Source organism: Ignatzschineria larvae DSM 13226 (assembly GCF_038500265.1).
Taxonomy (GTDB): domain Bacteria; phylum Pseudomonadota; class Gammaproteobacteria; order Cardiobacteriales; family Wohlfahrtiimonadaceae; genus Ignatzschineria; species Ignatzschineria larvae.
The window spans coordinates 999,192-1,020,443 of sequence record NZ_CP150637.1 but is presented as its reverse complement, the minus strand read 5'-3'; the positions used below and the strand labels follow the sequence as shown (position 1 = coordinate 1,020,443).

Here is a 21,252-nt window from a genome sequence, read left to right as displayed (position 1 = left end):
AAAAGCAGAAAAACAGCAGTTCAAAATACATTATAATCAATACTGCAAAAAAATAGTTGCAATTCTCCTGATCACCTCTTACAATAATCGCACTAACCAAATACATTATCATGGATACTGTGAAAAATATGAAGAGAAAAATACAATTATCAACTATCGCCGAGATTAATCTTGGCGTTGCGTTGCGTGGGAGAATGGAGGAGGATCTATCGGGTGTGCCGATGATCCAGCCGAAAGATATCTCTGCAACGGAGGGGATTCTTTATCAGCAGGTGGTATCGACCGATATTGGCAACAAGGTAGACCACTATCTGCTCCAAGATCAGGATATCCTCTTCTCCCTACGGGGGAATTACTCAGCCACTCTTTTCGATGCAAAAGCGGCGGCTCCTTATGGGGAACGCTTTGTAGCTTCTTCGAACTTTTTTGTAATTCGCTTACATACACTAGATGCGATTCCGGCATTTGTAGCTTGGCAGCTTAATCAAGGCCCTTGTCAGCAATATTTTGAACGACAAGCAGAAGGCTCACTCGTCAAAACGCTACGCCGAGGATTACTAGAAGCCACGCCAATTACCCTACCCGATCTCTCTTATCAAGAGAAGATCATTGCCCTTGATCAGATTCATCGTCAAGAACAGCACATTCTCACAGAACTGATCGAGAAAAACCGACAAATCATGTATAGTCTTGCTCAACAACTGACCGTAAAGGATTCATTATAATGGATAATAACAAAGAAAAAGTACAACAAACTGAAATCAACAATGCGCTCTTCTCCGCTTGCGATACGTTTCGCGGCACGATCAGCGCCGATACTTATAAAGATTATATTCTCACGATGCTCTTCTTAAAGTACATCTCCGATGTTTGGCAAGATCACTATGATCGTTACCAAAAGGAATATGGCGATGAGCCGGAACTGATTGAAGAGATGATGAAAAATGAGCGTTTTGTTCTCCCTAAATCAGCAAGTTTTTACACGCTTTATGAGCAACGTAATGAGCCCGGCAATGGGCAACGAATCGACCAAGCACTTCACGCCATTGAAGAAGCGAATGGTACCAAACTTCGCGATGCCGGCAAAAGTGTCTTCCAAGATATCTCTTTCAATAGCGATAAACTCGGTGAAGAGGCTCAAAAAAATACGATTTTGCGCCTACTATTAGAAGATTTCCATGTAGATGCGCTCAATCTCAAACCAAGTCGCGTGGGTAATCTCGATGTCATCGGGAATGCGTTTGAGTTTATGATTAAACATTTCGCCGCAAGTGGCGGTCAGAAAGCCGGTGAATTCTATACGCCGCCGGAAGTTTCTGAGCTGATGGCACAACTGATGGCCCCCGTTCCCGGCGATATGATCTGTGACCCAACCTGCGGTTCTGGCTCGCTCTTAATGAAATGTGGTCAAGAAATTCAGAAAAATTATCAGAGCAAGAATTACGCGCTCTTTGGGCAAGAAGCCATCGGTTCTACTTGGTCTCTTGCCAAAATGAATATGTTCCTCCATGGTGAAGATAATCACAAAATTGAATGGGGCGATACAATTCGTAATCCAAAGCTCCTTGATCAAAATGGCAACCTACTCCACTTTGATGTTATCGTGGCTAATCCTCCATTTTCACTCGACAAATGGGGGGAAGAAGTCGCGGAAAATGATCCCTTTAATCGTTTCAAACGAGGCGTTCCGCCGAAATCTCGTGGCGATTTTGCCTTTGTGATTCACATGATTGAAACGCTCAAAAAAGATAGCGGTAGAATGGCAGTTGTGGTTCCTCATGGCGTACTCTTCCGCGCATCATCCGAGGGGAAAATTCGACAACAGTTAATCGAAGAAAACCTGCTCGATGCGGTGATTGGGCTACCTGAAAAACTTTTCTACGGCACCGGCATTCCGGCGGCGTTATTGATTTTCAAAACCAATAAACAGGATAATAATATTCTCTTTATCGATGCCAGCCGAGAGTTTAAAGCCGGCAAGAATCAGAATAATCTCTCAAAAGCGAATATCGAGAAGATCCTCACGACATACCAAGCGCGGGAAAGTGTCGATAAATATGCCTACTTAGCTAGCTTTGAAGAAGTCGCCGAGAACGATTTCAACCTCAACATCCCCCGCTACGTGGATACCTTTGAAGAAGAGGAAGTAATCGACCTTGAAGCCGTTCGCCAAGAACGACTAGCCCTTAAAAAAGAGTTCGCCGAACTAGAAGCGAAAATGGATCAGTATTTAGAAGAATTGGGATATAACGAATAAAAGGAAAACAATGAGTAAAATAACTCAAAATCAATGGAGAAACGGCTCCTGCTCAGATCTAGTTTCTCTATTTAATGGATTTGCTTTTAAAAGTAAAGATCAACAAGAGAATGGAATACGATGGTTAAAAATTGCAAATGTTGGTATAGGAAAAATAAAATGGAATGAAGAAAGCTTTCTCCCAATAAATTATAGACAGGAATACGAACGCTATCTTTTAAAAGAAAATGACATAGTCGTGGCAATGACTCGTCCAACGTTAAATAATAAACTAAAAATCGCAAAAATTAACTCAAATGATACCTCTTTATTAAATCAGCGAGTTGCAAGAATAGATATCAAAAATGACAATGTTAAAGAATTCATCTACCAGTTATTTAGATCTGATTATATCGCAAGAAAAATTAATGAGGCTCTAAAGGGAACAGATCCACCTAATTTAAGCGTTACCGTTTTAGATGATATTTATATTAATATTCCTCCCCTTGCCGAGCAGGAGAAAATCGCCGAGATTCTCTCCACTTGGGATCAAGCGATTGACTCCACTGAAAAGCTCATTGCCAATGCGGAATTGCAGAAAAAAGCCTTAATGCAACAACTCCTCACCGGCAAAAAACGCCTCCTCGATGAGAATGGCGAGCGATTTAGTGGGAAGTGGGAGAAGGTGAAGTTAGGGGATGTGGCACAAACTATCAATGGGCTATCAGGAAAAACTAAAGCAGATTTTGGATCAGGATCTCCCTTTATTACTTACATGAATGTTTATTCTCAGTCCGGAATAAAGCAATTAGATAGATGTGATTACGTTAATATTGATACAAATGAAAAGCAAACTACTTTAAAAAAAGGAGATGTATTTTTTACAACATCATCAGAAACCCCTGATGAAGTAGGCTTATCTTCTGTTTTGCTTATTGAACCAAAAATAAATACATATTTAAATTCTTTTTGTTTCGGTATACGTTTTAAAAATAAAAACCAAATAGTTCCTGAATTTGCTCAATATTTATTTAGAGGAGCTATGGCACGTAAAAAAATATCTATATTAGCCCAGGGATCAACCAGGTTTAATCTATCAAAAAATAATTTTATGCAATTAATATTTCAGATACCAAATTTATCAGAACAACAAAAAATCGCCGAAGTGCTTTCCACTGCCGATCGGGAGATCGAACTTCTCACCGAGAAACTCGAATATCTCAAAGCAGAAAAGAAAGCCCTAATGCAACAACTCCTCACCGGCAAACGCCGAGTGAAAGTGGCGTAAAATACACAATCCCCAATGCTGCTGAAAACTGGTGGCTTGGGGATTGTAGTAATTATCATAAATTCAAATAACTAAAAACCCTCCTATAAAATATTGGAGGGTTTCAATTCCACTAATGGCAAAAATAGATCTATTTGGTTAAATTTTTAAAATTATTATTGAGAATCTTGATCTTGGTTTGCTTTATATCTTGTGAATCCCGCTCCTGATAAAGCCCCCACAATAAATGTTAATACCATTTTAATAATTTCATCCTTCCCAAAATAAGCAAGAACCAATAGGAATATCATAAAAATAATTCCAAAAAAAATCCCTTGCCACAATAGTTTAGACTTATATTTCCTCTGATCTTTTAAATCATCCGCTAATAAGTCTAAATTCTTATGCGCTAACTGCTTTTGGTTTTCCAAATCACAACTTTTCAAATCAAGCTCTTGCTTTTTAAGATCAAATTCTCTTTGTTGATTTAAAAGTGATTGTTCTTGTAAACTCAAGAACTTGTGTAATAACTCTTTATCTACACGTGGATTCTTGGAGGAGTTGTCATTATTGTGCTGATTCATTCTATTTAATAAGCATCACTTAATTTAGAAAATTTATACTCTACTTCAAATTTGCCTGACAAATTAGAACTACCTAATTTAGGCATCACAAATCGACTACGTTTAATATTTTCTTTATCTTCTTTAAGAATAGTAAGAAATTCTTTAGAACTTACAATTTCCTTATTGATTGGTCTTAGCACTTTTTTATTAGCCATATTGAACCTCTCTTCTTATAATAAAAAAGCTTAGGGGTAAATGCTTCAATAATTTTTATGAACAAGCCCTAAACTTCTAAACAAATGATATACCAACCCAATACACCAGTCAAAACTTTCAAAAGGTCTTATATCTTTGTATTGCAGGTATCACTAATTTAAACTAATTTAATATTTTGAATATACCTAAGAAATAACTACGCATAATATTATTTTTGATAACGTTGTAAAATCCTAATAATAACTTAATCCATAAATTGATCTTTAATTAAGAGAAGAACAACACGAGGAAACCATGACCTACCCTATTCCTAAATTTCAAGAAGAGTATAGTGCGAAGATTCCGGCGTTAGCTTTATTGTGTCACTTGGGCTGGGAGTTGATCTCGCCGAAAGAGGCGCTTGAGCTGCGGGATAATCGGTTAGATCAGGCGATCTTGAATCATACTTTGCGAGCGGTATTGCAGACGCGCACCTTTCAATATGCCGGCAAATGCTACCCTCTTTCGGAAAATTCCATCGATTATCTGATTGCACAAATGAGCCAGCCGGCGTTGAATGAGGGGCTGTTGACGGCTAATGAAAAGATCTATAATCACCTGCTCTATGGGATCTCGGTGACGGAATTTGTGGATGGAAAGAAGATTAACCCCACGATTGCCATTATCGATTGGGAAGAGATCAACAATAATTGCTTTCAGGTAACAGAAGAATTCTCTGTGACACGTATAGGAGCCGATTCTCGCCGGCCGGACATTGTCTGCTTTGTCAATGGTATTCCGCTCAGTGTAATTGAAGCAAAGCGCCCCGATGCGCAAGGCAATAAAGGGCCGACCATTGATGAGGGGATCTCTCAAATGATTCGCAATCAGCGTCATGGAGAGATTCCTCAGCTCTTTGCTTATAGTCAATTGCTGCTCTCTATTAATGGCCATGATGGTCGCTATGCCACTTGTGGCACGCCGAAGAAATTTTGGGCAAGCTGGCGTGAAGAGGATATCTCACAAACAACAATACGAGAGATCAAAAATCGTAAGCTCTCAGAAGCAGCATTCACAACACTCTTTCAAGATCGAAAACACGCAGATAAAACTTGGTTTCAGAGCTGGACGAGTGAAATGCTCGATGTGACAGCACAAGATATCTTATTGATAAGCCTTCTCTCCCCGGAGCGATTATTGGAATTGACCCGCTTCTTTATGATCTTTGATGATCGTTCGGGTAAAATTGCGGCCCGTTACCAGCAGTTTTTTAGTATTCGCCGCTTATTAGAGCGGATTAGTACTAAACGGGCTGATGGCAGCCGCGAAGGCGGTGTGGTTTGGCATACCACAGGTTCTGGCAAATCCTTTACCATGGTGTTCTTGAGCAAAGCATTAATTTTAAATGATGCATTGAAACAGTGTCGCATTGTGGTGGTGACAGATCGGGTAGATCTGGAGAAACAGCTCAGTAAAACGTTCCGCGCAAGTGGTGCATTGGCGCATAAGAAAGATGCAATAGCCGCAATGGCAACTTCCGGCCGGCGTTTAGCGGAACAGATCGGCAAAGGTAATGAGCGTATTATCTTCTCTCTTATTCAAAAATTTAATACGGCAACTAAATACCCAGAGTGCTTCAATGATAGCTCGGATATTATTGTATTAATTGATGAAGGACATCGAAGCCAAGGAGGAGAGAATCATATTCGGATGCGTCAAGCATTACCGAAAGCAGCTTTTATCGCCTTTACCGGCACGCCACTTTTGAAGAAAGATAAAACAGCGAATAAATTTGGTCCGATTATTCATGCTTATACCATGCAACGGGCGGTAGAGGATCAGACGGTTACACCATTACTCTATGAGGAGCGTATTCCTGAATTAGAGGTAAATGAACGTGCCATTGATAGCTGGTTTGATCGGATTACAGCAACTTTAACCGAAGCGCAGAAAGCGGATCTCAAGCGGAAATACTCCCGCAAAGGAGCGATCTATAGCGCCGAAGATCGTATTCAATTGATTGCTCTCGATATTGCCAATCACTTTGATCAAAATATTGATGAGGGATTGAAGGGACAGTTAGCTTGTGATAGTAAAATCTCCGCTATTAAGTATAAAGAGTTTCTCGATGAAGTGGGGCTTTTTGAATCGGCGATTGTGATGAGTCCACCGGATACGCGCGAGGGGAATGAGAGCTTAAACGAAGAGGATATTCCGCTGGTCACAAAATGGTGGCAAGAGAATGTGGGCTCACAGGATGAGAGCCAATATACTGAAGAGATTATTCAGCGCTTTGCTGATCCTTATGATCCGCTTAAGTTACTCATTGTCGTGGATAAGCTTTTGACGGGCTTCGATGAACCGAAAAATGCAGTACTCTATATTGATAAACCCCTTAAAGAGCATAATTTAATGCAGGCTATTGCGCGGGTCAATCGTTTACATGATCAAAAAGAATTTGGACTATTGATCGATTATCGTGGCATTTTAAAAGAGCTTGATATTACGATTGCTCAATATCAAGACCTAGCAGCAAAAACGCAAAGTGGCTATGATATCAAGGATCTACAAGGGCTATATCATCAAATGGGCTATGAATATAAGAAGCTCCCTGCCCTTTATCAAAAACTCTGGTCGATCTTTGATGGCGTAAAAAATAAGCAAGATATTGAGCAGCTGAAAAATGTTCTGATTCCTAAAATGGAATTAATAGATGGCATGATGGTTGATCTTAATGAGAAGCGCCGGGAGGACTTCTATGAAGCGCTCTCAGAATTTGCTAGCTGTCTGAAGATTGCACTGCAATCGATGGCCTTTTTCAAGGATACCAGTTTTACAGAAGCAGAACGCCGGCACTATAAAGAGACGGTCAAGCAACTCTCTAGTTTACGGCAATTAGTGCAGCAGAGTACCGGCGAGAAGATTGATTATGACGAGTACTCTGGCAAGATCAAAAAGCTGCTTGATAAACATGTCGTGGGGCTTGATATCACCACTCATAATGGTAATTATGAGGTTGTGAATTTAGGGAAATCGGATTCGCCGGAAGATTGGGATGAGACGAAGCGAAAAAATGAGATCGGTATTCTTAAAAATCGGATTGTTCGGATGATTGAACAAGATCTAGCGGATGATCCTTACGCGCAAGCGGCTTTTTCAGAGCTGCTCAAAGAGACGATCGAAAAGACAAAAGAGTTATTCGATCACTCTTTGAAACAATATTTGATCTTTCAAGAATTAGAAGAGAAGATTTCCACACGAGAGTTAGAAGAGATCCCCACCGAGATATTTGCCGGCAATCGGCAGGCTCAGGCTTATTTTGGTATTTTTAAGCAACAACTACCCACGATTTTTGAAGTGAATGATTCCCAAGTCATCGAATATTGGGCTAAGCTTGCTTTGACAGTAGATGAAGTGGTCGATCAAGCGATTGCAGAGCACTCTATCAATCCTGAGAATATCGAAGCCGATATTCAGAAAAAGCTCTTACCAATTCTCTATAAAGAGTGTAAGAATAGTGGCTTTGGAATGGTACAGACAAAAGAGATTCTAAAACAGATTATTCAAATTGTTCGTGTAGGCTTACATTCTCATGGAAGATAGTAGTCGCGTATAATTCGCGGTCTATACGTAGCCTATATTCGGTGACATATCCGTTAGTGGTCTATCAATTAGTGATATATCATTAAGCTCATCTGTTATCAAAATCACCAATACCAAAGGATCATGAAATGGATTTCATCATAAAAGAGATAGAGCGCATCAGCTATTTGCAGAGTGGCTCTCAGCTATTGTCATGATTACAATGAATAGGATAACGATAAAATTAAGAATGCTCGAGGTTCAGTACTTAACAAAACTGCGAGATATTCTTTTCGTTATGATAGATAGCTTACAGCTGAACCACTTTGATAGGTAGAATCTTATGAACTTGTTAGATCCACTGCAAGAAGTGGAACTCTCTTTCTATTATGGTGAAGAGAAGATCTCTTTTCTCCGGCAGGATCAATCTCAATCAGAACGGATTACCATCGAGATCGATCGGAATCATCAGGTAATTGCTCGCGCACCCCGCAATGCAAGTGATGCTACCGTTATTCACGCGGTTAAAAAACGAGCCCGTTGGATTTCTGAACAGTTAAAAGACTTAAAACAGCAAGATGCCCATATTATCCCTAGACGCTATATTAGTGGTGAGAGCCATTTCTATCTCGGCCGGCGCTATCAATTGAAGATCTTCCCGCTTGAAACGGACGATAATCAGCATACAGAGCCATCTCTGCTACTCAAAAAACAAGCGGTGAATAGAGAGAGCGATCAAAATAGCATGAGAGATCTCTTTGAGGCTACCCATGAGCCTGTAACCGACCTTTTCGATCCGACACATATTGCCATGGTGGATCATCTAAAGACAATAAAAGCGGCAATGCAAACGATCCATCCTCAACAAAATCATCCATCCCAAAATAGTAGCGCGCAGGAATATGTACGACATCATCACGACCTTTTAGAAATCTATACTCTCAATAAAGCCCAATCTCATATTGCAGCATTATTAAATGACTGGTATCGCACTCAGGCAGAAGCCTATTTTCAAGCGCGCCTCCTTGCACTTGCCCCCAAAATTCTGAGTCATCATCATTGCCCCCGATTAGCATTATCCTGGATGACGCAGCAATGGAGCGAATATCACGCTGAACGTAATACGCTTGTATTTAATATCCATCTTATTAAAGCAGATCAAGAGATTATTGATTACGTGATACTCTGTGAATTACTGCAACTACCGATGCGAAATACCGATAGAGATCACTATTCACAATTATTGGCACAGCACTGCCCTAAATGGCGCACAATAAGTACCCGATTAGAGAGAATGGCAGGATATTATTTGCAGTAAATTCTACAAATAATCTCTTTTCTTGCGTTGATATTGTGTCGATAAATCAAGAGTAACTCACTTCGTAAGCTTATAGCTCTCTTGCACAAATTGAGATATTGTCACTTGTTTTCTCTGAATTTTTTACAATTAGTAATAAAATTAAACATTATAACTAGGGGCTGTTGAACATTGCAGTTCAAAATAAAAAAAGCGAGCGGTAGAATATTATCGTCAAAAAAAACCTACCTCTCGCTATGTCTCGAACCATGCTTACAGATAAACTATGGCTGAAACTGAAGCCTATTCTCCTAGATTTGAATATCTATGACAAACCAAATTTAAGAAATATCGTTGAGGGTATTCTATTTAGAATGAGAACAGGTGTTCCTTGGAGGGATATTCCTGAGCAATTTGGGCGACCTAATACTATTTTTAAAACTTTTAGTCGTTGGTCTAAAAATAACAAGCTCTTGAAATTATTTAAAAAACTATCACAAGATGTTGACTATGAATGGCTGTTTATAGATGCAACTCACATTAGAGCTCACCAGCATAGCACAGGAGCAACCGCAGATAATCCTCAAGCAATATCTAAAAGTGTTGGTGGAAATAGTTCAAAAATTCATATGATCGTAGATGCTTGCGGTAATCCCTGTGAATTTATCGTAACAGATGGAACGACCCACGATATCAAGGTCGCTCCAGAGCTACTTAGCAGGGTTCATTTAAATACGACAGATTACGTTAGTGCAGATAAAGGTTATGATTCTGAGAGTTTTAGAGAAGATATTATAAATCAAGGAGCTAAAGCTATTATTCCTAAAAAGAGGAATACTCTTACGAATAATAATCATATGGACTGGCATATTTATAAAACTCGGCATTTAGTGGAGAATGCATTTGCAAGGCTGAAACATTTTAGAAGTATAGCAACAAGATATGACAAGCTAAAACAACATTATGAAAACAACGTTGCTTTAGCTTGTGCCTATATTTGGCTGAAGTTATGAATGTTCAACAGCCCCTAATAGTAATTATTAATTATTTACCAAAAAATACTTTCAAAGTTGTATTTTTCCCAATATCGCTTCTAAGGAATCTCCATAGCTTATTGATATTAAAAATATTTCAAATAAATGAGAAATATTCTTATATAAAATCATACAAAAATTGGCATATATCAATTTTTATAATTAAATAGTATTATCTATAACTATCTTTTTTAGCTATGATTATCGTAGTCATTTAGACTGATATTTAAATATCATAACCATCTTTTCTAGGGACATACAATGAAAAAAAGTTATACAGAAGATAGTAAAAAGATCTCTCCAAAACTTGAAGAATGGCGCAGCTTTCTACTATTGGCAATTATTATCCTGCCTATTTTGGCAGTCTGTGCAATTGGTGCTTATGGCTTCTTTATCTGGTTTATGCAGCTTCTCTTCTGGGGACCACCTGCTTAATCATCAATAATTAATTGATTATTCATAATCGGAAAATATTTAACAATCAACAGTTAAATTTATTATTTTGCCTATTTCTATTTGCTTTTTATCTTTCAGATTTCTTTTCAGATTTATTCAGAATTAGCGTTCTCTTCGTCATTAAATGATTAATCAACGATGAATATTCAAGCTATTTTCCATAAGATCTTTTTAAAGTTATATCACTGTTTTTAAAGGAGTCGTTAAATGGAAACATTTAAACGCATTAAACAAGCGCTCTATAATCTCTTCCTTCGCCCTAGTATGCGAATTGGATTAGGCGTGTTAGTTACTGGTGGTTTTATTGCCGGTATTCTATTCTGGAATGCTTTTGATACGGGGCTTAAATATACTAACTCCGAAGCATTCTGTATCAGCTGTCACACTATGGGGGACAATGTCTACCCAGAATTACAAGAGACTGTCCACTTCAAAAATAGAACGGGTGTGAGAGCTTACTGCGCGGACTGCCACGTTCCTCACAACTTTACCGATAAAATTGCGCGTAAAATGCAAGCAAGCCGTGAAGTTTGGTCACATATTACCGGCGATATCGGCACACGAGAAAAATTCCTCGATAAACGCTTAGTATTAGCACAAAGAGAGTGGGATCGTATGAATGCCAACGGCTCTAAAGAGTGCCGCTCTTGTCATGATTACAAACATATGGATTTCGACAAGATGGATATCATGGCACAGATGGAAATGAAGAGCGCAGCTGAACGGAATATTAGCTGTATCGAATGCCATAAAGGGATTGCCCATCAATTACCAAAAGTTGAACGCCTTCGTGACCCAGCGCTAGATGACATTATGGCAACGGCTCATAAGACCAAAACAAGTGCAAATCATGAATACTACAATGTATTACCACAACCACTCTATCTTGATGAGAAATTACAAGAGCCGATTGGTTCGATTGAAACAGCAACTGCGGTTAAAGTCCTCGACAAAAAAGGGGATGCTGAGTTAATCGAGTTTGAGTTATGGCGCAAAAATAAAGGTTATGGCCGCGTTTGGTATGAGGATTTCGGTCTTAATATCATGAGTGTCATTCTTGATAAAACGATTGCTCAAAATAATGAGTATGTCGAAGTTTTAGAGAGTAAAGAGGATCCACTTACCGGTCTTGAGTGGCAGAAAGTGAAAGCATCCGCATGGATCAAAAATGGCGGTTTAATTGAAGATGCAACCCCGCTCTGGACTTTTGCTGATACAAGCTATAATGCAAGCTGTAGTGTTTGCCATCAACAACCATTAGTGGATCAATTTGATACCAACACATGGCCTGGTATTTTCAATGGAATGGTCGGATTTACTAACTTAGATAATGATAGTGCTTCACTTATCTTGAAATATCTACAGCTACATTCAACAAGAAGTAATCAAGCTGAGTAACCGATCTGCAAGATCTTATTGATCTATCCATTTTAAGGAGTCAAAAATGAAAAATCATTCACGCCGAGGTTTTCTAAAAGCAATCTCTGCAATCTCTGCCGGTACTTTAGTTGCACCTATAGTTCTGGCTAATACAAATAGCGTTGTCACCCAAAATGCTGAGAATATTGAACATTCTATTCTCGATAATTGGAAATTCTCCGGCTCACACTGGGGGGCATTCCGGGCTAAAGTAGTCGGTAATAAAGTCACGGAAGTGGTACCTTTTGAGTTCGACAAATTCCCATCTGATCTGATCTACAATATCCCCGGCATTATCTATAACTCATCTCGGGTTCGTTACCCAATGGTGCGCTTAGATTGGTTCAAAAATGGCCATTATAGTGATCGCCGTCAACGTGGCGATAACCGTTTCGTACGGGTAAGCTGGGATCAGGCGTTAGATTTAATGTATAACGAGATGGAGCGTATCCAGCAAACTTATGGACCAAGCGGTTTGATGCGTGGTCATGTGGGCTGGCGCTCTGTCGGTCAAGTCCATAGCTGTGGTAACCATATGCATCGCGGTATCAAAATGCATGGGAATAGTGTGGGCACGATGCAGGATTACTCCACAGGTGCGGGTCAAACCATTATGCCTTATGTGATGGGAACCACTGAAGTGTATATCCAAGGAACTTCTTGGGAATATATTGTTGATAATACAGAGCTTCTCGTGATGTGGGCGATGGATCCGATCAAAAACTTGCAGATTGGTTGGAATACTGAGACTCATGAATCCTTTATCTACCTTGAGCAGATCAAAGATAAAGTGGCCAAAGGTGAAATGCAAGTCATCTCAATTGACCCAATTGTTACCAAAACGCAAAAATACCTTAAATCAGAGCATCAGTATCTCAATCCATTAACGGATGTGGCATTCCAGTTAGCGATTGCCCATACTTTATGGAAAGAAGATCTTTACGATAAAGACTTTATTGATACTTATACGGTGGGTTTTGAACTCTTCCTCCCTTACCTTAAAGGCGAGACGGAAGATATGGTTGAGAAAACCCCTGAGTGGGCGGAACCTATTTGTGGTGTACCGGCTGATCGTATTCGTGAGCTTGCCCGCTTAATGGCCTCAAAACGCACACAAATTATGGTGGGCTGGGGTATTCAGCGTAATCAACATGGGGAACAGCCTTTCTGGATGGCGGCGATTATCGCTTCTATGTTGGGTCAAATTGGTCTTCCTGGTGGTGGTATTAGCTACTCGCACAACTATAGTGGCGCAGGTGTGACAGCAACAGGTGCATCAATGCCAGGTTCATTCCCTCTCAATCTCGACTTCGGTCGTAAACCAAAATATGAGAGCGAAGATTATAAGGGTGCGGTTTCAGTGATCCCATTAACACGGGCAATTGATGCGATTGATGGCCGAGAAATTGATTTTAATGGTCAACGTATTAAATTGCCGGCGTATAAAATGGCAGTATTCTCAGGCTCAAACCATTGGGCCCGTCATCAAGATAAGAATCGTATGAAACGTAAATATCTTGAGCTAGAAACCATTGTATCCATCGATTATAACTGGACAGCCACCTGCCGATTTGCAGATATCGTTTTACCTGCATGTACCACTTATGAGCGCAATGACCTTGATATGTATGGTACTTACTGTAATCGCGGTATTATTGCAATGCATAAACTTGTAGATCCCCTCTATCAATCTCGTTCTGATTTTGATATTTGGTATGACTTTGCGAAGCGCTTAGGTCGTGAAGAGGAGTATTGCCAAGGCATGAATGAGATGCAATGGATTGAGAAACTCTATAATGATTGCTATGCCGAGAATCTTCAAAAAGGCTTCTATATGCCATCCTTTGAAGAGTTCTGGGAAAAAGGCTATGTGCTCTTCCCTGATGGTAAACCATTTGTTCAACACGCGGCCTTTAGAGAAGATCCTGAGGTTAATGCTCTGGGGACACCTTCTGGCTTTATCGAGATTTATAGCCGTAAGATCGCCTCATTTGGTTACGATGACTGTAAAGGTCATCCGATCTGGATGGAAAAATCTGAGCGTTCACATGGCGGCCCTAAATCTGATAAGTTCCCATTCTGGTTACAGTCAATTCACCCCGATAAACGTCTACACTCACAGATGTGTGAAGTCGATAGTGCCCGTGATCGCTATACCGTTCAAGATCGTGAACCGATCTACATCAACCCGATTGATGCAATGCGTAAAGGGATTGAGGAAGGAGATCTCGTTCGGGTCTTTAACGATCGTGGTCAATTATTGGCCGGTGCGCGTTTATCAAATGATTACCCACAAGGAATTGTACGTATCCACGAAGGGGGCTGGTATGGACCTGTTGATGAGCGTATCGGTTCACTTGATACTTACGGTGATGCGAATGTTTTAACACAAGATATCGGTAGCTCAAAACTCGCGCAAGCGGTGAGCGCAAATACTTGTGTGGTAGACTTTGAGAAATTTGAAGGTATTCCACCAAGAGTTACTGCCTTTGGTGGTCCTACAATGGTGGATCCTGATGGCAATATCGTCAAAGAATTATCATAATTCCGAGATGTCACAATAACTTTAAAAGACAATGCTACCCGGCATTGTCTTTCTAGTTATTTAGGGATCCCATTATCTTTGATGATCAATGTCTCTACAGGAACACCTCAAAAATACTCACTATAGTAATATCGGTTCAAAAGAAGCTCATTTAAATGCCGGCGCATCGGTTGTAAGAGACAAGGATGCTGTTCTATCCGGCATCTTGCAAGTGTTGGTAAGTCAGATTTTATCTTCTTTTAAACCCCCACAATAGCTGTTTAAAAGCCATTTTTCTTAAACCAAATTTACTATATAAAATGCACAATCAGCCCTCAACTCATTCACCTCAATAAAGGATCGATATGACAGATATAAACACGCTTTGGCCAACCTTAACCGCAAGACGCGCAGAGATTTATCAATGGTTTGCTTCCCTCTTTGCATTAGAACTCACTGAAGCACAAATCGAAGCTTATCAAAATGAAGCCATTACCCCGCTCTTAGCCTTTTTCAATGAAAGTGGTTTTGAGACTGAAACCATCGCACTGCAAGCAGCGATTGAAGATTGGAAAAATCTTGGTACTGAGCAGAAAGAGATTCAATTAGAATTAGCCGCCGATTTTGCGGCACTCTTCCTGTTAGATGCTAAACGTGCGGCACTTCCTTATGCTTCTCACTATTTAGAGAAAGATGGTAACCTTTTTGGGCATATTGAAACAGCCATGCAAAAATTACTGGCCGATAATCAATTAGCAGTGGATCAACAATTCAATGAGCCTGCCGATCATCTTGCCGTCATTCTCACAGTGCTTGCCAAGTGGAATAGTAAACCGCAATCGCAAGATCCGGCAATGATGCAGGAGATCGCCACTACTCAGATTCAATTTATCGATGATGCCCTTTTAAGTTGGTTACCGCAATTTGTGGCAAAAGGGAAAAATGTCCCCGTAAAAAGCCGATTCTATCCTGCCATAATGGCGCTATTACTTGCCTATGTTAAAGAAGATCGGCAATTACTAGTAATGTGTCAGAATGAAGAAGCATAGATTATCTAGCCCTAAAAGGGTATGATAGCCCATACCTAAATGCATATCCTGCATATCTTGCAGATTTGTCGTAGGTAATTAAATGTATCTAGGACGCTCCCATTGGAGCGTTTTTACTTTGTCTATGAGTAGATCTACTCATAAATCTACTCATAGACGCGTAAATCAATGATTATCAGCATTTTAGCAATCAACTTATAATCAGAAAATAATTACTCTGTTTCATTACTTTAAAGGAGTTTTGGCGATGCAATCGACTGCAGCACGAATTTATTACAACGGCCCCATCTTTACGGCAGATATAAAACAGCCACTTGCAGAGGCAATAGCTATTATAGAGGGTAAAATCGCCGCAGTAGGAACACTTGAAGCCGTCAAATCAGCAATGTCAAAAACATTAGAATTTCAAAATGTAGAGATGATCGACCTTGCTGGTAAAATGTTGATGCCGGGCATTATTGATGCCCATCTCCATCCATTTTGGGGCGGATTACAACTATCAGGGTGTAACCTCGATTATGCGAGTCTTACCGTTGCGGATACGCTGAAATTTGTCCAAGATTATCTCGATCAAGATCCTAAAAAAGGGGAAAATGATTGGTTACAAGTACGCGCATTTTTACGCCAAGCCGTTCTCCCGCTCGGCACTGATATCACACGCAGAGATTTAGATAGCCTCGATACCAAGCGCCCGGTGATTCTCTTTGCCAATGATTGTCATACCTTAGTGGCCAATAGCCGCGCGCTTGAGCTCTTCAATATTGATGAGAATACGCCAACACCTGTTGATGGTACAATCCGTCGTTATCCTGATGGTACGCTCAATGGTATTATGGAAGATGCGCCGGCAATGCGCGCTTTTGATAGTATTCCTGTATTAGATCCAGAGAGTGCTGTCATTGTCGCCGAAGAAGTACAGCAGCTACTCAATAGTCAAGGTGTGACTACAGTAATGGATGCCCGCGCGCTTCCCTTACAATTTGATGCTTTTACCACATTAAAAGATGAGAAAAAGCTCACTATTCGCCTCTTTGGTGCAAGAGAAATCACCCCCGATAAAGCACCAACTATCAATGATATTCCGCAAGCAGTGGCAGAGATGAAACGCTTTGCTGCACGTTATACCGATCCACAATGGCAAGTAGAACCTGGCATCTTTATACATCACGCCAAGTTCTTCGTTGACGGCGTAATGCAATCACCGATCAATACCGCCTCCGTTCTTGCCCCTTATCGCAAAAATGTGGGCACGAAAGACGCGCCGAATTGGCAACCATCTGATAACAAAGGTTATCTCTACTACCCTAATGAGATTCTGACCGGTCTTATTACCGAAGTGAGCCGAGAAGGCTTCCATCCTCATATGCATACGGTTGCCGATGGTGCGATTGAAGTCACACTCGATGCGATTGAATCAATGCGTAATGCATTACCTGGCAAAGATATTCGCCCTGCATTAGCGCATAATGAGCTCACAGCACCCCATCAATATGATCGCTTTAAAACCTTAGAAGCGATCCCTTGCCTCTCATATCAATGGGCAGGTTATACGCAGGAATTTGCCGATGAGATGCGGGATATTCTCGGCGAAGAGCGATTTGAACATTTAGAAACCGCCGGTAAATTTATCGATGCCGGCGTGAGAGTCGCCTTTGGTAGTGACTGGCCTATCGATCCGTTAGATGAGTGGCACGACTTCAAAGTGGCCGTCACTCGTAAAGGTGCAGCACCGAATAATCCTCGCTTAGATACCGATCGTGATCTTACCATTACCGAAGTATTACGCACTGCAACGATTGAAGCGGCCTATATGTTAGGGGCAGAACAATATGTGGGTTCTCTAGAAGCAGGAAAACTCGCAGATTACATCATTCTTGATCGCAATCCTCTCGATAATGCACCGGAAGATATTGAGAATGTCAAAATTCTCAAAACCGTCATTGGCGGAAAAACGGTCTATCAAGCCTCATAGAACCTACAGTTAGGTCAATAGAATAGAATAGAAACCACTAAAGATATTCAAAATAGGTAGGCGAATAGATCATCTCATTTTGTGATTGTTAGTGGTTCTTTTTGATAACCCTTTGACCTATTTTTGAATCCCTCTTTTATCGTAAGATCCATTCAAAATCAGCTTAGGGAAATGCTGGACATCAGTTATAAGAAGCAAATGAACTGTTCTACTCGGCATCTTGCAAGTATTGTTTAATATGGTTTTATGTTTTTTAAAATTTAATACTCACTGCTTAAAACAATTTCTCTTAAACCCAATTGCCCATACAAAATTGACCATAATTATTCTTTTAACGATCTTCTTAGCAAAAGCAGATCGATAAGCAGCTAAAATGGGATTTTCCGGTTATCTGTTCATAAAAAATTATCTATTCACTCAATTGCATAAAAAAATTAAATCTTATTTTGGCATAAATAGGTCGCCCTAGAATGAGAGTTGCTCTACTATTGAGGCGACTTTTTCACCCCTCAAAATATTGAGGTTTTAATTAATAGAGGTCTCTTGAGAGACTTCTGGAAGGAGATGATAGCGATGTCCCAGCCGGCAATGAACCGAGTCTTAACAACCCCCATTTTAATCCTCTTTGGCCTAGCCTATATGGTTCCATTAGGAATATTTACCACTTACGGGCAAGTCACTTACCTCAGTAGTGGCCACCTACCGATTGCCTATATTGTTACGCTGGTAATGATCTTTTTTACCGCACTCAGTTATTGTCGTATGTCAACGCTCCTCCCTCTTTCTGGCTCAGCCTACTCTTACAGTCAACGGACCTTTGGCTCTTTCGTCGGTTTTTCTGTAGGTTGGGTACAAGTACTCGATTATCTCTTTCTTCCCATTGTGAATTATGTCGTACTTGGTCTCTACCTCCACGAAGCATTCCCGGCAATTCCCGCTTGGGGCTTTATTCTTGGATGCTTAATTTCGGTCACGATTTTAAACTATATCGGCGTTAAACTCGTCACGCCAGTGAATCTCTTTCTGATTACACTACAAGTACTCTTTATCGGCCTCTTTATCGTTCTAAGCTTACGAAGTGCTGAGCTTTCACCGACTAATCTATTGGCACCATTAACCCCTCAAGGCGATGAATTAGGGGGATTACTCTCGGGTGCTGCAGTGCTCTGCTTAGCATTCTTAGGGTTTGATGCCATTGCCACGATGGCAGAAGAGACTAAAAATGCCTCTAAAACCTTACCTCGGGCGATTATGCTGACAGTTGTCATTGCCGGCGCGATTTTCTTAGTGATCTCTTATACGGCAAATCTCTCTTACCCTGAATGGCAAGACTTTGCCCTCGAGAGTAAACAAGAGACTGCGAGCCTTGATATTATGAATCGTGTTGGCGAGATGAGTAATTTCAGCGGTAAACTACTCTCAGATCTCTTCTTAGCCACTTATTTAACCGGTGTGTATGCCTCTGCAATGACCTCTCAAACGAGTGTCTCCCGCATTCTCTTTGCAATGGGTCGGGAAGGCGTGTTACCCAGAAAAGTGTTTTACCATCTTCATCCTAAATTCCATACACCCCATTTAGCGCTGATCTGCGTTGCCACATTTTCACTCATTTCCCTCATTATTCCGCTTAATTTAGTGGTTTCAATGATTAGCTTCGGTGCTTTAGTGGCCTTTACCTCGGTCAATGCATGCGTCATCAAAAGCCATCTCTTGACTCAAAATAGAGAGAATCTCCATCTCAAAGGCATCTTCTCCTACGGAATTTTGCCCGCTTGCGGAATGGCGCTTACCATCTGGCTCTGGATCAATCTCGATGGGCATGCAATGACCATTGGTCTTCTTTGGCTTGGCTTAGGCATTGTTTATCTCACGATTTTAACGCGATTCTTCAAAAAACCGATTCCAGAAATTGGCCACGATGAAATTGATGCGATTATTGAAAAACGATTAGAGCAGTAATATCAGCAAGCAGAGACAAATAGCTAAGAAGCGGTGTCAATGGTTCTCGTTTCTTAGCTGTTTTTTAATACTATTTCTTAATAATTTGAATCGCTTGATCTATTACTGTTGATGCTTGAGGGTCTCTGTTTCCTGCCGAGTTAGATGAGTCCATTGATTGGGTGCTCTCGGCATCAATACGTACTCTATTTTGATAGACTTTATAGTAATCATAAACCCAAATTGCGCCGACAATAAAAATAAGAATAAAGACCAATCGAATAAATGTTCGGACAAAGAATGAGACAATTCGGCTTGCAAAGCCAAAGACAAAACGCACTGAGCTCAATGCCACTAACAAGATACAGCCTATAACGACAAGTTCCATAAAATAATGTTGATTCCTCTGCTAACTAAATGATTTCTATAACTTCAGTGATTCTCCAATGACTTGGTCACTAAAAGCGGTAAAAGGGGGAGATTGCATCATCTTTAGTCTCTTTAATCGTCTCCACAAAAGCACTCAACACAGGGCTAATCTCTTCATCTTTACGATAGATAAAGGTCGTTGTAATCGCACTATACGCAGAAGGGAGCTCGTGGCAATAGATTAAGCCTCGTTTCTCATAATGGGCGACCGCAGAATATGGAACAAAAGCAATTCCTAAGCCTGAAATAACACTTCCAAGTGTGGTCTCTAAGGTCCCTAATTCCATATTTTTAGTGGCTTCTAATCCGCTTGCTTTGAGCCATTCATGGAATTTGGCCCGGTAGCCACAACCATCGCTAAAGCTCAATAGCGGTCTTTCAAGTAGCTCGGAGAGATTCTCTACTTTCTCATCAGCAATGAGCACCAACTTCTCTTCAAATACATCTAATTCTTGTAGTTCAGGATGGCTCGTTAATCGGCTTTTCGTAACAAATGCGCCATCAAGCTGATAATTGAGTACTTTATCCCGAAGCTCAGTAGTTACACCGGTCGCCAGCCGCAGATCAACTCCGGCATGATTTTTATTAAATTTAGAGAGGATTAATGGCAGTTTAATCACCGTTTCTACCGAGGCGATCTCTAACTTTCCGACCGGCATTCCCCCTGATTTGGCCACTTGCATCATCTTATCAGAGAGTTCAATAATCTTGTACGCAATGTCTACGAGCACTTTGCCCTCAGGCGTGAGTTGCATTCCTTGCTTACTACGGAAAAAGAGCGTGACATTGAGGTCTTCTTCAAGCTTTTGAATTCTTGAGCTGATATTAGACTGCACATAATTAAGCTCTTTCGCCACATGACTAATCGACCCCAACTCGGCAACCTTGGTAAATATTCTCAAATCTCGATCGTTCATAATGGCACTCTACCTCTTTTCACTGATGGTTATTATCAAAAAACATCCTTCTGATCAGGCAATTATATCTATCACTAAAACTGATATCAACTAATATAATTAATCGTTTTACAAGATATGAAAGAAGCATTAAAGTAGCAGTTTCAAGGACTCGATTTCGTATTATGAGATGGATGAAATCCATGACTTATTGTGGGCTAAAAGGTAATCACCACCCCTCACAATCCTGAACGGAATCATCCTACAACAACAATTAGTTAGTCAACTGATGTTTATTAAAAAATATATTAAATAATAATTTATAACATAAAACCTTTAAAACTTAATCAAGTAACAACTACCCACAATACAACTATTTTCCTAGCCTTTAT

General features: G+C 40.4%; 17 protein-coding genes. 13 read left to right on the top strand and 4 right to left on the bottom strand.

What is annotated here, in order from left to right; all coding sequences use genetic code 11:
- Positions 1-128 precede the first annotated feature (128 nt).
- From WMO13_RS04370 to WMO13_RS04360, 3 genes are read left to right on the top strand one after another with little or no spacing between them, the layout of a single operon-like run.
- Positions 129-725 (top strand): restriction endonuclease subunit S, encoded by a 597-nt coding sequence (locus tag WMO13_RS04370; protein WP_051396019.1) that lies wholly within the window; start codon positions 129-131, stop codon positions 723-725.
- A complete protein-coding gene (locus WMO13_RS04365) occupies positions 725-2,257 on the top strand; it encodes a type I restriction-modification system subunit M (protein ID WP_026878120.1) in 1,533 nt (510 codons plus the stop codon). The genes WMO13_RS04370 and WMO13_RS04365 overlap by 1 nt, the downstream gene beginning before the upstream one ends.
- Positions 2,258-2,267: 10 nt before the next feature.
- On the top strand, positions 2,268-3,524 hold the full coding sequence (locus WMO13_RS04360; RefSeq protein WP_051396020.1) for a restriction endonuclease subunit S: 1,257 nt from the start codon (positions 2,268-2,270) through the stop codon (positions 3,522-3,524).
- A 155-nt stretch (positions 3,525-3,679) separates the two neighbouring features.
- Here the strand turns inward: WMO13_RS04360 and WMO13_RS04355 are convergent, their stop codons facing one another.
- A complete protein-coding gene (locus tag WMO13_RS04355; RefSeq protein WP_026878122.1) occupies positions 3,680-4,087 on the bottom strand; it encodes a hypothetical protein in 408 nt (135 codons plus the stop codon).
- Between the two features lie 5 nt (positions 4,088-4,092).
- Entirely contained in the window at positions 4,093-4,284 is a 192-nt protein-coding gene (locus tag WMO13_RS04350; RefSeq protein ID WP_026878123.1) for a hypothetical protein, read from the bottom strand.
- A gap of 295 nt (positions 4,285-4,579) precedes the next feature.
- Between WMO13_RS04350 and WMO13_RS04345 the strand changes: the two genes are divergently transcribed.
- The 10 genes from WMO13_RS04345 (at position 4,580) to WMO13_RS04300 (ending at position 19,556) form a co-directional block, all read left to right on the top strand.
- Positions 4,580-7,867 (top strand): type I restriction endonuclease subunit R, encoded by a 3,288-nt coding sequence (locus WMO13_RS04345; protein ID WP_026878124.1) that lies wholly within the window; start codon positions 4,580-4,582, stop codon positions 7,865-7,867.
- Between the two features lie 322 nt (positions 7,868-8,189).
- The gene (locus tag WMO13_RS04340; RefSeq protein WP_051396021.1) at positions 8,190-9,164 is read left to right on the top strand and encodes a M48 family metallopeptidase; all 975 of its coding nucleotides are present in this window, start codon (positions 8,190-8,192) and stop codon (positions 9,162-9,164) included.
- 236 nt (positions 9,165-9,400) lie between these two features.
- Positions 9,401-10,156, top strand: coding sequence for an IS5 family transposase (locus WMO13_RS04335; protein WP_342386815.1), 756 nt, complete (start codon positions 9,401-9,403; stop codon positions 10,154-10,156).
- A 282-nt stretch (positions 10,157-10,438) separates the two neighbouring features.
- Complete coding sequence (locus tag WMO13_RS04330) at positions 10,439-10,612, top strand: hypothetical protein (protein WP_084331529.1); 174 nt, start codon at positions 10,439-10,441, stop codon at positions 10,610-10,612.
- Positions 10,613-10,840: 228 nt separating this feature from the next.
- Positions 10,841-12,031, top strand: a complete 1,191-nt coding sequence (gene torC / locus WMO13_RS04325) for a pentaheme c-type cytochrome TorC (RefSeq protein ID WP_026879389.1) — start codon at positions 10,841-10,843, stop codon at positions 12,029-12,031.
- 46 nt (positions 12,032-12,077) lie between these two features.
- Entirely contained in the window at positions 12,078-14,597 is a 2,520-nt protein-coding gene (torA, locus tag WMO13_RS04320; RefSeq protein ID WP_026879390.1) for a trimethylamine-N-oxide reductase TorA, read from the top strand.
- Between the two features lie 88 nt (positions 14,598-14,685).
- Positions 14,686-14,853 carry a hypothetical protein gene (locus WMO13_RS04315; RefSeq protein ID WP_156923293.1) on the top strand — a complete coding sequence of 56 codons (168 nt, stop codon included), beginning with the start codon at positions 14,686-14,688 and terminating at the stop codon, positions 14,851-14,853.
- 88 nt (positions 14,854-14,941) lie between these two features.
- Positions 14,942-15,625: a molecular chaperone TorD gene (torD, locus tag WMO13_RS04310; RefSeq protein ID WP_051396302.1), complete on the top strand. Its 684-nt coding sequence runs from the start codon at positions 14,942-14,944 to the stop codon at positions 15,623-15,625.
- A gap of 247 nt (positions 15,626-15,872) precedes the next feature.
- The gene (locus WMO13_RS04305) at positions 15,873-17,597 is read left to right on the top strand and encodes an amidohydrolase (RefSeq protein WP_026879392.1); all 1,725 of its coding nucleotides are present in this window, start codon (positions 15,873-15,875) and stop codon (positions 17,595-17,597) included.
- A 573-nt stretch (positions 17,598-18,170) separates the two neighbouring features.
- On the top strand, positions 18,171-19,556 hold the full coding sequence (locus tag WMO13_RS04300) for an APC family permease (protein WP_026879393.1): 1,386 nt from the start codon (positions 18,171-18,173) through the stop codon (positions 19,554-19,556).
- 70 nt (positions 19,557-19,626) lie between these two features.
- On the opposite strand, the gene WMO13_RS04295 is transcribed toward WMO13_RS04300, so the two are convergent.
- Positions 19,627-19,923, bottom strand: a complete 297-nt coding sequence (locus WMO13_RS04295; protein WP_026879394.1) for a hypothetical protein — start codon at positions 19,921-19,923, stop codon at positions 19,627-19,629.
- Between the two features lie 70 nt (positions 19,924-19,993).
- Positions 19,994-20,881, bottom strand: coding sequence for a LysR family transcriptional regulator (locus WMO13_RS04290; protein ID WP_026879395.1), 888 nt, complete (start codon positions 20,879-20,881; stop codon positions 19,994-19,996).
- Positions 20,882-21,252: the final 371 nt, after the last annotated feature.

Coding starts and splice junctions, on each gene's coding strand:
- WMO13_RS04330 (WP_084331529.1), top strand. CDS start 10,439: ATGAAAAAAAGTTATACAGAAGATAGTAAAAAGATCTCTCCAAAACTT.
- WMO13_RS04360 (WP_051396020.1), top strand. CDS start 2,268: ATGAGTAAAATAACTCAAAATCAATGGAGAAACGGCTCCTGCTCAGAT.
- WMO13_RS04365 (WP_026878120.1), top strand. CDS start 725: ATGGATAATAACAAAGAAAAAGTACAACAAACTGAAATCAACAATGCG.
- WMO13_RS04305 (WP_026879392.1), top strand. CDS start 15,873: ATGCAATCGACTGCAGCACGAATTTATTACAACGGCCCCATCTTTACG.
- torA (WP_026879390.1), top strand. CDS start 12,078: ATGAAAAATCATTCACGCCGAGGTTTTCTAAAAGCAATCTCTGCAATC.
- WMO13_RS04345 (WP_026878124.1), top strand. CDS start 4,580: ATGACCTACCCTATTCCTAAATTTCAAGAAGAGTATAGTGCGAAGATT.
- torD (WP_051396302.1), top strand. CDS start 14,942: ATGACAGATATAAACACGCTTTGGCCAACCTTAACCGCAAGACGCGCA.
- WMO13_RS04290 (WP_026879395.1), bottom strand. CDS start 20,881: ATGAACGATCGAGATTTGAGAATATTTACCAAGGTTGCCGAGTTGGGG.
- WMO13_RS04315 (WP_156923293.1), top strand. CDS start 14,686: ATGTCTCTACAGGAACACCTCAAAAATACTCACTATAGTAATATCGGT.
- WMO13_RS04300 (WP_026879393.1), top strand. CDS start 18,171: ATGTCCCAGCCGGCAATGAACCGAGTCTTAACAACCCCCATTTTAATC.
- WMO13_RS04355 (WP_026878122.1), bottom strand. CDS start 4,087: ATGAATCAGCACAATAATGACAACTCCTCCAAGAATCCACGTGTAGAT.
- WMO13_RS04295 (WP_026879394.1), bottom strand. CDS start 19,923: ATGGAACTTGTCGTTATAGGCTGTATCTTGTTAGTGGCATTGAGCTCA.
- WMO13_RS04370 (WP_051396019.1), top strand. CDS start 129: ATGAAGAGAAAAATACAATTATCAACTATCGCCGAGATTAATCTTGGC.
- WMO13_RS04350 (WP_026878123.1), bottom strand. CDS start 4,284: ATGGCTAATAAAAAAGTGCTAAGACCAATCAATAAGGAAATTGTAAGT.
- WMO13_RS04335 (WP_342386815.1), top strand. CDS start 9,401: ATGTCTCGAACCATGCTTACAGATAAACTATGGCTGAAACTGAAGCCT.
- WMO13_RS04340 (WP_051396021.1), top strand. CDS start 8,190: ATGAACTTGTTAGATCCACTGCAAGAAGTGGAACTCTCTTTCTATTAT.
- torC (WP_026879389.1), top strand. CDS start 10,841: ATGGAAACATTTAAACGCATTAAACAAGCGCTCTATAATCTCTTCCTT.